This is a genomic window from Butyrivibrio sp. VCB2006 (assembly GCF_000420945.1).
In the GTDB taxonomy this organism is placed as follows: Bacteria; Bacillota; Clostridia; order Lachnospirales; family Lachnospiraceae; genus Butyrivibrio.
The window spans coordinates 34502-48178 of the sequence record NZ_ATVX01000012.1 but is presented as its reverse complement, the minus strand read 5'-3'; the positions used below and the strand labels follow the sequence as shown (position 1 = coordinate 48178).

General features: G+C 41.4%; 13 protein-coding genes, 2 pseudogenes and 1 other annotated feature. All 15 genes and pseudogenes read right to left on the bottom strand.

Annotated features, from left to right (window positions below; translation table 11 throughout):
* Nucleotides 1–92: 92 nt before the first annotated feature.
* The 15 genes and pseudogenes from G613_RS0112095 to G613_RS0112020 all read right to left on the bottom strand — a co-directional run bounded on the left by G613_RS0112095 (nt 93) and on the right by G613_RS0112020 (nt 13617).
* On the bottom strand, nt 93–653 hold the full coding sequence (locus G613_RS0112095; protein WP_029232879.1) for a TetR/AcrR family transcriptional regulator C-terminal domain-containing protein: 561 nt from the start codon (nt 651–653) through the stop codon (nt 93–95).
* A 64-nt stretch (nt 654–717) separates the two neighbouring features.
* Nucleotides 718–1443: a sulfite exporter TauE/SafE family protein gene (locus tag G613_RS0112090; RefSeq protein WP_029674895.1), complete on the bottom strand. Its 726-nt coding sequence runs from the start codon at nt 1441–1443 to the stop codon at nt 718–720.
* A 46-nt stretch (nt 1444–1489) separates the two neighbouring features.
* Entirely contained in the window at nt 1490–2527 is a 1038-nt protein-coding gene (locus tag G613_RS19695; RefSeq protein ID WP_196805060.1) for an NUDIX domain-containing protein, read from the bottom strand.
* A gap of 14 nt (nt 2528–2541) precedes the next feature.
* Entirely contained in the window at nt 2542–3318 is a 777-nt protein-coding gene (locus G613_RS0112075) for a class I SAM-dependent methyltransferase (RefSeq protein ID WP_029232877.1), read from the bottom strand.
* A 191-nt stretch (nt 3319–3509) separates the two neighbouring features.
* Nucleotides 3510–5003 (bottom strand): sodium/proline symporter, encoded by a 1494-nt coding sequence (locus G613_RS0112065; protein WP_029674893.1) that lies wholly within the window; start codon nt 5001–5003, stop codon nt 3510–3512.
* Nucleotides 5004–5074: 71 nt separating this feature from the next.
* Nucleotides 5075–6835, bottom strand: coding sequence for a threonine--tRNA ligase (thrS, locus tag G613_RS0112060; protein WP_029232876.1), 1761 nt, complete (start codon nt 6833–6835; stop codon nt 5075–5077).
* Between the two features lie 91 nt (nt 6836–6926).
* Nucleotides 6927–7154 (bottom strand) — a binding site (T-box leader).
* A 62-nt stretch (nt 7155–7216) separates the two neighbouring features.
* Nucleotides 7217–7456: a helix-turn-helix transcriptional regulator gene (locus tag G613_RS0112055; RefSeq protein ID WP_029232875.1), complete on the bottom strand. Its 240-nt coding sequence runs from the start codon at nt 7454–7456 to the stop codon at nt 7217–7219.
* Nucleotides 7456–7929, bottom strand: coding sequence for a hypothetical protein (locus G613_RS0112050; RefSeq protein WP_029232874.1), 474 nt, complete (start codon nt 7927–7929; stop codon nt 7456–7458). Before G613_RS0112050 ends, G613_RS0112055 begins: the two co-directional genes overlap by 1 nt.
* Nucleotides 7930–8026: 97 nt before the next feature.
* A pseudogene (locus G613_RS0112045) lies at nt 8027–8335 on the bottom strand (MGMT family protein); the annotation flags it as partial.
* A 72-nt stretch (nt 8336–8407) separates the two neighbouring features.
* Nucleotides 8408–9175: a ZIP family metal transporter gene (locus G613_RS0112040; protein ID WP_029232872.1), complete on the bottom strand. Its 768-nt coding sequence runs from the start codon at nt 9173–9175 to the stop codon at nt 8408–8410.
* A 226-nt stretch (nt 9176–9401) separates the two neighbouring features.
* Nucleotides 9402–10091, bottom strand: a complete 690-nt coding sequence (locus G613_RS0112035; RefSeq protein WP_155828083.1) for a hypothetical protein — start codon at nt 10089–10091, stop codon at nt 9402–9404.
* Between the two features lie 6 nt (nt 10092–10097).
* Nucleotides 10098–10265: pseudogene (locus tag G613_RS20220) on the bottom strand (LuxR C-terminal-related transcriptional regulator); the annotation flags it as partial.
* Nucleotides 10266–10321: 56 nt separating this feature from the next.
* The gene (locus G613_RS19530; RefSeq protein ID WP_242826144.1) at nt 10322–10981 is read right to left on the bottom strand and encodes a flavin reductase family protein; all 660 of its coding nucleotides are present in this window, start codon (nt 10979–10981) and stop codon (nt 10322–10324) included.
* Between the two features lie 185 nt (nt 10982–11166).
* A complete protein-coding gene (locus tag G613_RS0112025) occupies nt 11167–12132 on the bottom strand; it encodes a carbohydrate kinase family protein (RefSeq protein WP_029232869.1) in 966 nt (321 codons plus the stop codon).
* A 3-nt stretch (nt 12133–12135) separates the two neighbouring features.
* Nucleotides 12136–13617 carry a glycoside hydrolase family 32 protein gene (locus G613_RS0112020; protein WP_026661993.1) on the bottom strand — a complete coding sequence of 494 codons (1482 nt, stop codon included), beginning with the start codon at nt 13615–13617 and terminating at the stop codon, nt 12136–12138.
* Nucleotides 13618–13677 lie beyond the last annotated feature (60 nt).

The following is a 13677-nucleotide window of genomic DNA, read 5'->3' as shown; positions in this document are numbered from 1 at the left end:
ACTTTTTTACGTTACACGGATCAAAACAATCCATAAAAAGCATAGCATTATGGCGGCTTTAATGTAAGTTACACTTGAGCCGATTTGTTCCATTACAGGATATTCATTTCCTTAAACTTTTTCTCCAGATGAGCCGGCATTGCCTCAATCATAAGCTCCGCCAGTTCCTCTTCCGATTCCTTCATTCCCTTTAGAACCCACTGAACAGTCATGTATATGGATGACTGGCAGTACATCTCCAGAAGCTTTCTTGTCTTTTTATCGGGAAGATTCCCTGTCTTTTCCCGAATGAGTCTACAGTAAAACTCAAAGATCATAATAAAATCATGCTCCTTGAGGTTATTCTGTTCATCCACCTTAAAGGCAGCCTGGAAGAACACACGCTCCTGCCTGATGTATTTAAACTTCTTGATAAGCCCGTCTCTTAACGTTTCTCCGCTTCCCATCTCGTTAAAAGACTCTTCAAGTAGCCTGTCAAAATACCAGTTTATAAGGTCATATTTATCAATGAAATTGCGATAAAAGGTTTGCCTTGAAACTCCGCAGGTTTCCACAACCTGCTTAACAGTTATGTTCTCCACAGTTGTGGTTTTCATGCACTCTTTCATCGCCTGGGCAAGCTTATATTTGCTGCTGTCTATGCTGTCTGCCATAATCAAATCCCCATAACTTCTCCGTAGATCATTACTGCGTTTATAACACGCGCTCCGAAGTCACCTATATATTCAGTATCACCATGCTGATTCCTGATATTATCAAAAGAACTATCACCAGATGTCTGGCCTTTTTCTCATCCAGAATCTGGCTACTCTTTATGCCTGCAAACAAGCCAAGAAGCATAATTGGCATAAGGATAGCAGAGCTTTTCAGCGTGGAAAAAGAAATAATACCAAGGATGCTGTACAGAATCATTCGGAATATATTATCAACAATAAATACTGCGCTGATATTAGCCTTAAACTCATCACTGCTCTTAGTAACTCTTCCAACATAAGCAGCCAAAAGAGCTCCCACTCCGAATAATCCGCATAGTACACCGGACATAATTCCTATGACCATAAGTATGAAATAAGACTCTCGAACCTTAAGAACTTCTTTTTCACGAAGAAGCATCTCAATTCCAAGAAGTACAACTACTATTCCAAAGAATATTTTAACCTTTGTAACATCTATGTTCTTGAGCATCAATGCTCCCGGAACACTTCCTACAAGAACAAGAATAGCCAGTGGAATCCACACCTTATGATTAAGCTTTTTCCTGTTCTTAAAGGTGAGAACCAGATTGGAGGGAAAGCCCAAAACCAGCTCCACCGGGGAAATATTTACGTTATTGGCTCCAAAGGCCATAATAGATGTAAAAACAAGGGTGTTGGCAAAGCCGCAAAGTCCCTTGATATAATAGGCAGCTACTGTTGCCACAATCCAAAACCAAATATCATCCATGATATAATCTCAACTTTCCTCTATCATATTGCACTTGAAATTGGCCTTAACTCAGTCTCCGTAGCCCATCAATATAGCTCCTAAACCTATCGTTGTGGGATTCGATAGCCTTGTCTGAGTCCACGTATTCTAAGAACCCTTTTGTGTCTACCCACTTGTAGTCAGTGGTTTCACCTTCCTGAAGGACTATGCTGTCCTTGTCGCAACTAACCCTGGCAATATATGAATAGAACATAGCTCTACTGGCATCCTTGAAAAGAGTTCCCACAAGTTCCAGAGAATCAGGAATAAGGCCTGTCTCTTCAAGAAGTTCCCTTCTTGCTGCAGTTTCAGGGTCTTCTCCTGAAAGAGCCGATCCGCCAGCGCTGGCCTCCCAATAGCCAGGATAAACTTCTTTACACTCACTTCTCTTCATCAAAAGATATGTGCCGTCTTCGTGGAGTACTAGAAGATCAACTACCAGATGGTATCTGCCCTCGGGTATGTTCTTTTTCTTTTCGCGGCCTCTTACAAAGGTTTCACCAGTTCTTTTACCATCTCTGTCGAAAAGATCCCAGACCTCTTTGCTGGCATCACTCATAGTCTTAAGAAGCCTTAGCACACGAAGCTCTCTCTTTATCATGACGTGGTTAAAAGAATCCTCACTAGAATAAACGTCGTTGGTTTCAATAGCGGTGTCAAAATCTACTATTCTAAGCTCGAATCCAGCTTCATCCTCATAAGTATCAAGCTTCTGCGAGAGGACTTCATCCTGTACATCGCAGAAATAGTAGTAGTTTTCCTGCTCAAAGACTTTGTTCTCATCTTTCTCACTGTTCTGTCTTCTAAGAACGCTTCCAAATTCGGTGATACTCTCCGGAATGACCACCATTCCAACTTCTTCACGAACCTCACGAATAAGGGCCTGCACCTTGTCTTCGCCCTCCCGGATTCCGCCGCCGGGAAACTTGTAGTACTGCTCTTTCTTGCTGTAAACAAGGGCAAGCTTGCCATCTTTCATGATGATAGCTCGAGCAGATGGCCTTTTGAAAACCTTGGCATTGTTGTTATAGTCTTTTAGATCAATTTCGAATAATTGTCTCAAGGGCTATCCTCCTGTCAATTCTTTCTGATATACCAACTATAGCCACTGAAAATAAGCTGCTTTTCTTTTCCCTCAAAAATAGGAGAAAGAGATTCCATCATCCAACTTCTAGCCTCTTCAGGACTAATTTCACCACTTTCAATTTTAACATTTACATTTGACTGAATCAGCATGAAATCAACGAACTTTTCAAGATCAAAAGAATATTCCATGTCATACTCAGTCTGTTTCTCCATGGTAAAGCCCTGTGGCAGATCTTCCTGTGTCCACTTGTTTTCTTTTCTTGGTGGCTTAGGAAATCTTGCCAGGTACTCGTCGTTGTACCACTTAGTGTAGGCGTCGCTTTCTACCATACGATTTGTAATTCCAAAATCGTAGATAACGATGAGGCCGTTATCCGCAAGTACTTCCCTCATGTTTTCCATGAAGACTTTTTCATCCACCCAATTGATGCAGCCTGCTGCCGTTACGATTGTATACTTCTCATCCGGAATCCTGGTTTCCTCTGCCTTAGCCACATAGAAAGAATAAGCTTTGTCGTCTGTATATAATTCCTTGCAAACTTCTACCATGGAATCTGCTATATCCGTTCCTGTAACCTTGTCACATATAAGTCTCAGCGCCTTGGTAGAAAGACCTGCACCGCAGCCAACATCAAGACCATTTTTGAAGGTGAAATCTGCTACCAGATTACAGTCTATCTGCAGCTGCTTTATTACTGATTTGTGAAGCCAGGGTCTTTTTGCATACCCATAGGCTATTCTTTTTGAATCAAAAGATTTATTGTTCAATTTTATTCTCCATTTTACAAATCATAAATTTCTGGATTGTTTTTCCAAGAATACAAGCCATAGTATAACATTGATTTTGTAGTGTAAAAAGAACCCCAGATATATTCTGAGGTTCAATAAACTTTCGCTCAAGCAGCATACCTATACTGAGTAATGTTGCCAAAAGCCAAGCACGAGGCTTGGCTTTCTTGTTAGGTATCTGAAGTTTTTGTTGCAAGGCTGACCACGACGTTCACAATCAGTGCAATAAGGAATGCCGGAAGAAGTTCATAGATAGCAAATCCTCCTCCAAGCTTTGCAATTCCGTATTTCCAAATGAATACAAAAGCTCCTCCACTGATCATACCGGCAAGAGCTCCATATAGATTTGAACGCTTCCAGAAAAGAGAAAGCAGAACAACCGGGCCAAATGCTGCTCCAAAACCTGCCCAGGCAAATGATACAATCTGGAAAACAGATGAATTAGGATCCCTTGCGATGAAGATAGCTACTATTGATATGATGATAACAGTAACCTTGGCTACCTTAACCTGATTCTCGTCATCCAATTTCTTTTTTCCGAAAGCCTGAATAAGGTCTGATGATATGGCCGATGCAGATGCAAGAAGCTGTGAATCCGCGGTAGACATTGTAGCTGCCAGGATTCCTGAAAGGATAATACCTGCAACTATAGCAGGCAGTATTCCGTAGGTGCTCATAAGGTTTGTGATGTAGATTATAACTCGCTCTGCATTTCCACTTCCCTCGAGAACCGGAATAGCACCATTAGAACTCATGGCAAGGCCTATAACACCAATTAAAAGAGCCACAAACATGGCAATAACAACCCATACACTGGCTACTCTTCTTGAAATCTTGATCTTATCTTCATTCTCAATAGCCATGAAACGAACCAAAATATGTGGCATTCCAAAGTATCCAAGTCCCCATGCCAGCATTGAACACGCTGTCAGCACTCCATATGGACTTGCGCTCTTAGAAACAGGATCGTGAATCTGCGTAATGCTGAAATATCCCGGAAGGGACTTGGCATTCTCTACTACTGCATCCCATCCACCTGCCTGAGTTATTCCGAAGAAAATTACGATTATCAGGGACAACGTCATAGCAATACTCTGAACCAAGTCTGTCATGCACACAGCCTTAAATCCGCCCAGTGAGCAGTATAGCGCAATAATAATGGCACTTACGATCATTGCAAAAAGATAATCAACTCCAAACAACGTGTTGAATAGCTTTCCGCAGGCTGCGAACCCTGATGCAACGTATGGAATAAAGAAAATGACAATAATCACCGCTGAAATGAGAGTAATTATCTTTTTCTCATCCTTATATCTGGCGGCAAAGTATTCAGGGATAGTGATTGCCCCAAGCTTTTCAGTACTCTTTCTGAGCCTTTTTGCCACAAAAAGCCAGTTGAGATATGTTCCAATTGCAAGACCGATTATTGTCCAGGTAGCATCTGCCATACCGGATAAATATGCAAGTCCCGGTATCCCCAATAGCAGCCAGCTACTCATATCGGAAGCCTCAGCACTCATGGCAGCCACAAAAGGCCCCAGCCTTCTTCCACCAAGATAGAAATCACCTGCATCGTCGTTCCCCTTTGAGAAGACAACACCGATGAGGATCATCATGGCCAAATACAATACGATTACGATTCCAATAACTATCTGTGTTCCCATACTTTCCTCCCAGCAAAAATTATGTGTTTTTAATACGTTACCACAGTAGTGTATTGAAATCAATAATCAAGTTATTTTTTATCGATATTTTTAATTAGCTCATCCAAAGACATCAGCCCTATATCCGCCTTATCCGGCTCTAAATCTCTGGCTCTGACAGATACCATGTTTGCCTGAAGCTCTTTTTCTCCGATAACAACCATATAAGGAACTTTGTCCATTCTGGCTTCTCTTATCTTATAGCCAAGTTTTTCATTGCGATCATCGAGTTCTACGCGGATATCTTTATCTCTCAGGGCCTTTACTATTTCTTTTGAATATTCCAGGTACTTATCTGACACGGGAAGAACCTTAACCTGCACAGGAGATAGCCATACCGGGAACTTTCCTGCATAGTGTTCTATAAGGATTCCAATGAAGCGATCTATTGAACCGAGCACCACTCTGTGAAGCATGATTGGGCGTTGTTTCTCCCCATTTTCATCCACATAGTCAAGCTCAAAGCGCTGTGGAAGCTGGAAGTCGAGCTGTATTGTTCCGCACTGCCACGTTCTGCCTATGGAGTCCTTAACATGGAAGTCAAGCTTGGGTCCGTAAAAGGCGCCATCACCTTCGTTAATGACATAGGGTTTACCCATCTCTTCAACAGCTTCCTTAAGGGAATTTATGGCAAGCTCCCAATCCTCATCACTTCCAATGGAGTTCTCCGGTCTCGTTGATAATTCAATCTCATAGGGGAATCCAAACTTTGAATATACCTCGTCAATAAGCCTTATAACTCCCTGAATCTCGTTTCTTACCTGGTCCGGCCTCATAAAGATATGGGCATCATCCTGCGTAAAGCATCTGGCGCGCATAAGGCCGTGGAGCGTTCCTGACTTCTCAGCTCTGTGAACAATTCCAAGTTCTCCAACTCTTATAGGGAATTCCCTGTAGGAATGTGACTTTGACTTATACACCAGCATTCCACCCGGGCAGTTCATGGGCTTAATAGCGTAGTCCATATCATCCACGCTCGTCACGTACATGTTATCTCTGTAATGATCCCAGTGCCCCGACTTCTCCCAAAGAGATTTCATCAGCATTATAGGCGTTGAAATTTCCTGGTAGCCTTCACGGATATGTATTTTTCTCCAATAATCAATAAGCTGATTTTTGAGGATCAGTCCCTTAGGAAAATAAAAAGGAAGTCCCGGCCCTTCGTCCATTATTGCAAACAGCTCCAGCTCTTTTCCCAGTTTCCTGTGATCCCTGGCCTTGGCTTCCTCTAACTGGTGAAGGTATTCTTCCATCAAAGATGCCTTAGGAAAAGAGATTCCGTATATTCTCGTAAGCATCTTGTTGTGCTCATTGCCTCTCCAGTATGCGCCTGCCACAGAAAGAAGTTTAACTGCTTTGATCTGGCTCACATTGGCAATATGAGGCCCGCAGCAGAACTCAACATAGTCTCCCTGTTTGTAAAAAGAGATCCTTTCGCCCTCAGGCAGCTCTTTTATCATTTCCAGCTTGTAGGGTTCCTGCACTTCCTCCATATAGTCGATTGCCTCCTGCATTGGCTTGTCTTCAACTGAAAGAGACAGTGACTCTTTTACAATACTCATCATCTCATCTTCTACAGCCTTGAGATTATCATCGTTAAAAGAAAAATCGAAATCAAAGTCATAGTAGAATCCGTTTTCAATTGCAGGTCCTATAGCACATTTAGCATTAGGATAAAGCCTTTTTACTGCCTGGGCCAGGACATGGGCGCTTGTGTGCCAGAAGGCCTTCTTTCCTTCTTTGCTGTCAAAAGACATTTCCACTACCTGCTGATCGTTTAATAATACTTTCATGATGTGTTGCTCCTTTCATTTTTGAAATGTTTACTGTTTGGCAACAACATAAGAAAAAGGAATAAAAAAAGCACCCAAAAGATCTACTGATCTTAAGGGTGCATTACGCACGGTTCCACCTTAACTTTTTACTTCAGATTCTATCAAATCCTATCCTTTAACGCAGGCCTACGATAATGCTTACTGTTAGATATAATCACTAATTGGGCATTACAGCTCAGGAATGGTTTTCGCCTGCTATCCTCATAAGTAACTTCCACCAAATGTTACTCTCTCTGGATGATTCATCGCAAACTACTCTTTCCGTCAATGCTTTTCTTATGTTATTGAAGTGATTGTAGCAAAGGCCTTGGAAGGCTGTCAACACATTTCTTGCAGAATTCATGCAGGATTATCTGTTTCAAACAATTCCTTGAATTCCTTTTTCCCGGGAACCCAGGCTTTCTCGTAGATATGCGTAAAATGGTTTTTAACAGTCTGCTCTGATATTCCAAGCATATATGCTATTCTTCTGTTGGAGAATCCGGACACCTTTAGAAAGCCCAGTTCCAGCTCACGCCTTGTAAGGCCGAATTTCTGAGTAACTTTGAGATAATGCTCTTTTGTTATCTCTTTTTCCATCATTCTCCAAGATCCATTTCTTCATTCATCTTCCGCTCTGCATTAAGCCTTAGCGGAAGGAGCAGGAACTCGATAATGACTGCATATAATCCGGCCAGAAAACACACTGCCAGATTGGGGCCTATTATAGAAGGATCGTCAAGCCTACCCATCACAAGAACCCCTGATATGATAATTGCAAAAAGAGCTGCATATACCGTAAGTTTTTGGGCCGCTTCGACGGCTCCTATTATGTTTTTGAGTTCCAAAAGGCTATAGGGCTTGATGCCAACAGAAAATGCTTTTAAGAAATCTTTCCATTCTCCCATGATCAGTAATCCGGGAATGAAGATTAGTATTATAAGAAGCAGCGACGGTAAATCAAGGAACCAAAGGACTGCAGACATTCCCCAACTACCACCTAAAACATTGAGCATAAATACAGCTATAAACAGTATCAATTCTCCTATCAAAACCAATCTGATATTCTTCATGGCAGGTCTCCTTTCAAACATAAATCTCTGTTCCTAATTTGACCTTACCACAAACCTATACGGAATTATATAGTACCTTTTTATACTTCATAGTTCATTAGAGCTTAATTCTGTATTTCTCTAAATTCACCTTGCCCTGGTTGACCTCCACTCCTTCACTTTCCAGTATCTGCCCCTGCTTCCATGCCCCGCCAAAGGCATATTCTCCGGCAAGTTCACCCTTGGAATTTACAACACGGTGACAAGGTATTGTACTTGGATCAGGATTTTTATGAAGTGCATTTCCTACAGCTCTGGCCATCTTCCTATCGCCAGCCATTTCCGCCACATCCGCATAGGTGGCTACTTTTCCTTTTGGAATTTTCTTTACTGCCTCATATATTCTTTTTGTAGGAGAATCACTTAGAGCATCTTCTCTTGTTTTCATAAGGTTCTTCTCCCCTTTAGCTACACGCAACTCTGTTATTTCATCCTATCTTCACCCTAATCCTACGTCCAGGGCCATCATAAGTATGAAACCCATGGCAAAAGATATTGTTCCGATATTCGAATGCTCACCCTCGGACATTTCAGGAATGAGTTCCTCTACTACAACATATATCATGGCTCCTGCTGCAAAACTCAAAAGATATGGCATCAACGGAATAAACAATCCTGATGCAGCAATGACTAAAAGTGCACCTATGGGTTCAACAATTCCGGACAAAACTCCATAAAGGAAGGTCTTTCCTTTGGGAACGCCCTCGCCCAAAAGCGGCATTGAAACAATTGCGCCTTCAGGGAAGTTCTGTATTGCAATACCGATTGCCAGAGCCAGTGCTCCCGTAAAAGAGATTGTGCTGTTCCCGTAAAGCCAGCCTGCACATACTATTCCTACTGCCATTCCTTCAGGTAGATTATGGATAGTAACCGCAAGGACAAGCTTTGTTGTTCTCTTAAGTCCGCTCCTTGGGCCTTCCTCATTTTTATCCAAATGCATGTGGGGTGTCACCATATCCATTACCAACAAAAAAAGCATACCTATCCCAAATCCGACCGACACAGGAAGAAACCCAAGTTTTCCCATATCTGCAGTCTGATCAAGTGCAGGAAGTAGGAGGCTGAAAAAAGATGCGGACACCATCACTCCTGATGCAAAACCTGTAAGGGCACGCTGCATTTTCTGCCCCATCTCTTTTTTAAACAAAAATACGCTGGCCGCTCCCAGCGCTGTTCCGATGAACGGAATGATGATTATATTCCACATAGCAGATAGCTCCTTTCCATCAGTATTCCATCTTTATGGCTTTTCCGGCCACATCAAGTCAACTGCCCTGTCCAAAATTCTTTTCAAATCAATAATACCCTCTTTGGGCAGGTTTAAAAAGCAATAGTAAAGGGCTATCCAGCTTTATAATAAGCTTTGCTTTCATAGCCTCAAGTTCCTTCAGCACCCGGTCTATTAGTATCCCACAATTTAATGTACTATATCATCACTCATAATTCACTGTTATTTTTCCCAACGTTATTTTATCCAGAACCTTATCATTAGTCTTTACTGTATGTTCCGGTAGAATCTTTTCTTGATAATACACGCCGTCCCAGTTTAGAAGCTTTTCTGGGTCTTCGGAATATCCTGATAAATCACAGGTATTTACAAGAAATTGGGCATATTTTACTGCAAGAGCATGTTTTATCCGCATATTAGTGAGGATGCTTTCATCCAACCCTGTTCTTGCAAGCTGATTCCCGGTCATGCTGCTTAAGAGCATCTTTGCTTCGACCATTGCTTGTTTTTCTTCCGCGCTACTTAATACAACTCCTTCAGAAAGAGCTCTTTTATAATAAATCTCATCTGATATACAAGTGCTAACTGCCACCTTCTTGGCGTAATCACAGACAAACTGAGAATCCATGCCGGCTGAAAAGTGGGTATTCCACCAGTGCTTTGGATTCTCAGGATCATACAAAAGAGCCTGGTTCTGCACAAACTCTTCTACTTCATATATGTAATATCCAAATTCTCTTAAGGTAATCTCGGTATCATCAACTGTGATCAAAGGCTCATCAAGATGATCTTCATAAACGAATCTGCTCTGTATTTTTCCGCAAATGGCAGCAATTATCAGAAAGCAGTTAAATATGATGATTCCGACAATGGCTTTTTTAAAAGATTTTTTCATAAGCATTTATTTATCCTGTGTGAACAACTCTTGGAATTCTTTTCTTACGGGAACCCATGCCTTCTCATATATGTGAGTGAAATGATTTTTTACTGTCTGTTCAGAAATCCCAAGCATATAAACAATTCTATGGTTTGAAAACCCCGACACTTTAAGGTATCCGAGTTCAAGCTCTCTTTTCGTAAATCCGAATTTATCACTGCTTTAGCATTACGCTGCCTTGTATATGATCAATATTCGTAGGATTGATTTACTTTCCTAAGTGCAGCTACATAATCGCAGCCTTTTTCTTTCACATTTTCCGGATTTATAGGATAATGGACATTGTAAAGAATCCCTTTGTCTCTGAACATATTCTCTATATAATCCTTCTCTATATGCCCGCCTACAACTTCAAGGCAAATCATAACATGATCATCACCCGGTACGATTTCTTTCTCCCACAAATACTTGCACTCAAGGTTCATGAAACATTCAGCGACCATCGGCGCTTCTATCCATGAAGCTTTCTCCACAGTAAGCCCTGATGCAGTTATCTCATCTGCCTCGAGCTGATTATTCTGTATCGTCTTCATGCAGGCTTTGTATAAATCAGAAGACATGAAATTCAGCACTGCTGCCTTCTTTTCATTTAGGCTTTGGTAAAGATGTCCACACTTATTCACGCTGCATAGAATCACGTAATACCCGCATCCATGATTCGCACTCGTAAACCCTGCCCATGACTGCATCGTAGCATTGGGCTGTCCGTTAGATTTATATGTTGTGACAAGGAACATCGGCGTCGGGATTCCCATAATAAACTCTTTCCAATCAAAGCCGAAGTTTTTTGCAAATTCTCCGTATGTCCCCTTCATAGATTCCGGCATTTCTTTGTATTGGTATTTCATCTTTTTCCTTCCCTCCGTACTAAAATCAACATAAGAATCGACTTCAATTATCTCGACAACCTTCGATTTGTATATATATGCCTTACGCTTAGTATAAGTATTTCTTCTATACTCTTCAATATTCAAGCCTTTGCAAAAAAAGACTCGGTACAATGTACCGAGCCTCATATTCTTTGTTCTTATCATTACTTGTTTGTTAGAAAAGCTGTTATTTCTTCTTTGGTTGGCATTACAGAAAGCGCACCTTTTCTGGTGGTTATAATTGATGCCGCAGCGTTTGCAAACGACAGGCATTCAAACAATCCGTCTTTTGTCAGATTATCAAGTCCGTTTCTATGAACGTAATCTATGGCACAGGCACAGAAGGTATCGCCTGCTCCTGTAGTCTCTATAGTAGCAGGATTTCTGTACCCGTCTTTTTTGATCACCATATCTTTGTAAAGAGCTATACTTCCTTCAGGTCCAAGTGTGGCAAACACGATTGGAATACCAAAGTCTCTCTTTATTTTCCTTGCTCCTGCCTCTATATCCTTAAGGCCTGTAAAAAGCTCAATCTCATTATCTGAAATTTTCAGGATATCACAGTTTTCAAAGCCATATTTCATAGCATCTATTGCATCATCTACGTTCTTCCATAAAGGTTCTCTGTAATTTGGATCAAAAGATATGACTGCTCCGCTCTCTTTAGCTATTGTAACAGCTCTGACAGTTGCCTCTCTTGCAGGTTCGTCTGTCATTGACAGTGTTCCAAGATGAAATACATCTGCATTCCTGATAAGATCAGCATTCTTCTCAACATCCTCTGCTGTCAGCATCATGTCTGCTCCGGGCTTTCTGTAAAAAGAAAAATCTCTGTCTCCATTTGGAAGTTTATTTACAAATGCAAGGGTAGTATTTACCTCCTCGTCAAAGACAAGTCCGGTAGAGTCTATACCCTGCTTTTCAATTCTCTCTTTTAACATCCTTCCGAAAAAGTCGCTTCCAACCTTGCCGATAAAAGCTGTGCTGCCTCCTAAATTCTGAAGCATTGACAGCACATTACAGGGTGCTCCGCCTGGATTAGCCTCAAATAAAGGATTTCCCTGGTTGCTGTCTCCGCTTCCTGTAAAATCAATAAGCAACTCCCCCAGCGCAACTACATCTTTTTTCATAAGTTATTTCCTCTCAAGCTCATACATAGTAACATCCATAAGAAGTTCTCCAACTGCCTTAAAACTGATACCTTCAGCTCTGACATCTGTAAGGATTACCATAGACATTGCCTGCTGTCCATTATTGATGAAGAGCTCCATGCTGTATCTGTCAAGAACAAGTCTAAGTGAAATCTCACCCTTATTTCCTGCAACCTTACATCTTCTCTGATGAACAATGGCTCTTCTGCTTCCTGAATGCTTTCTGTCTATCTTAACAATATTGTCAACAGGGTCATATTCAATCGTTGAATAAGCCTTGCCATTATCAGCAAAACGAATTTCAAATTTTTTATATGAAAGTTCTGCCTGTGTAGATCTGACTCTTACTGTCATATCTACGCATCTGCCCTCAATACTTGAAAGTGAAGCACTATCAGAAATAAGTACATTCTGTCTGCTGATTCTTTTGCCGTAATAATTCTCTATCTCTCTGGCAGGCCACTGAATAAGTCTGTTATCCTTAATAGTTATTTCCCTTGGAATACTCATCTGGCCAAACCATGGGAAGTCATCGCGCCTGATTCCGCATGTATCCCAGTTCTGCATCCAGCCGATCATGACTCTTCGTCCATCAGGAGTCTTGATTGTCTGTGGCGCATAAAAATCAATACCATAGTCAACAGCCTGACAGTTTTCTTCGCAGAATTCTCCATTTTCATCGATACTTCCTATCACACACAAGGTGCCGTTTCCGTTGTGGAACTCAAGCTCTTCAGGGAGCATATCCTGAGGACTTGTGAGAAGAACCTGTTTGCCATCGTGGTTAAAGTAATCAGGGCACTCCCACATTACACCGAATCTGTGGTTGTTCTTGATAACAGTCTTATCATAGGACCAGTTGATACCGTCATCACTTACAAACTGTAATATCTGTCCATCGATATCCTCAGTTTTATTGCCAACTACAATGTAGTATTTGCCATTTTCGCGCCATACCTTAGGGTCTCTGAAGTCATATTTGCCGGCGCCCTCAGGAAGCATAGTACTGTCAATTACAGGATTATTGGCATACTTCTCATAATCCTTACCGTCACCAAAAGCAACACACTGGGTCTGAACCTCTCTGATGTTGCCATCTTCATCTTCCATTTTCTGAACTCCTGTGTACACCAGAAGTTGTCTGCCATCTTCCATTTCAATGGCACTACCTGAAAAGCAACCGTTCTTGTCATATTCCATATCAGGAGCTATAGCAGCAGGATAATATTCCCATGTGATCAGATCCTTACTAACCGCATGTCCCCAGTGCATAGGTCCCCATACTGTCTCATATGGATAATATTGGTAAAAGAGATGGTATTCACCCTTATAAAGGCTAAAACCGTTAGGATCATTCATCCATCCACATCTTGGTGTCAGATGAAAAAGAGGCCTCATTTCAGGGGCGATCATCTTTTCCTTTTTCTCTTCATATTCACGTGCCTTGTTTAACTTATCACTCATTTCTATCCTCACTTACCGTAAATCATTACATATTCCAAAGCATCTGTAAGCTCAATTTCC

Coding starts and splice junctions, on each gene's coding strand:
- G613_RS0112095 (WP_029232879.1), bottom strand. CDS start 653: ATGGCAGACAGCATAGACAGCAGCAAATATAAGCTTGCCCAGGCGATG.
- G613_RS0112090 (WP_029674895.1), bottom strand. CDS start 1,443: ATGGATGATATTTGGTTTTGGATTGTGGCAACAGTAGCTGCCTATTAT.
- G613_RS0112065 (WP_029674893.1), bottom strand. CDS start 5,003: ATGGGAACACAGATAGTTATTGGAATCGTAATCGTATTGTATTTGGCC.
- thrS (WP_029232876.1), bottom strand. CDS start 6,835: ATGAAAGTATTATTAAACGATCAGCAGGTAGTGGAAATGTCTTTTGAC.
- G613_RS0112055 (WP_029232875.1), bottom strand. CDS start 7,456: ATGGAAAAAGAGATAACAAAAGAGCATTATCTCAAAGTTACTCAGAAA.
- G613_RS0112050 (WP_029232874.1), bottom strand. CDS start 7,929: ATGAAGAATATCAGATTGGTTTTGATAGGAGAATTGATACTGTTTATA.
- G613_RS0112040 (WP_029232872.1), bottom strand. CDS start 9,175: ATGTGGAATATAATCATCATTCCGTTCATCGGAACAGCGCTGGGAGCG.
- G613_RS0112035 (WP_155828083.1), bottom strand. CDS start 10,091: ATGAAAAAATCTTTTAAAAAAGCCATTGTCGGAATCATCATATTTAAC.
- G613_RS19530 (WP_242826144.1), bottom strand. CDS start 10,981: ATGAAATACCAATACAAAGAAATGCCGGAATCTATGAAGGGGACATAC.
- G613_RS0112025 (WP_029232869.1), bottom strand. CDS start 12,132: ATGAAAAAAGATGTAGTTGCGCTGGGGGAGTTGCTTATTGATTTTACA.
- G613_RS0112020 (WP_026661993.1), bottom strand. CDS start 13,617: ATGAGTGATAAGTTAAACAAGGCACGTGAATATGAAGAGAAAAAGGAA.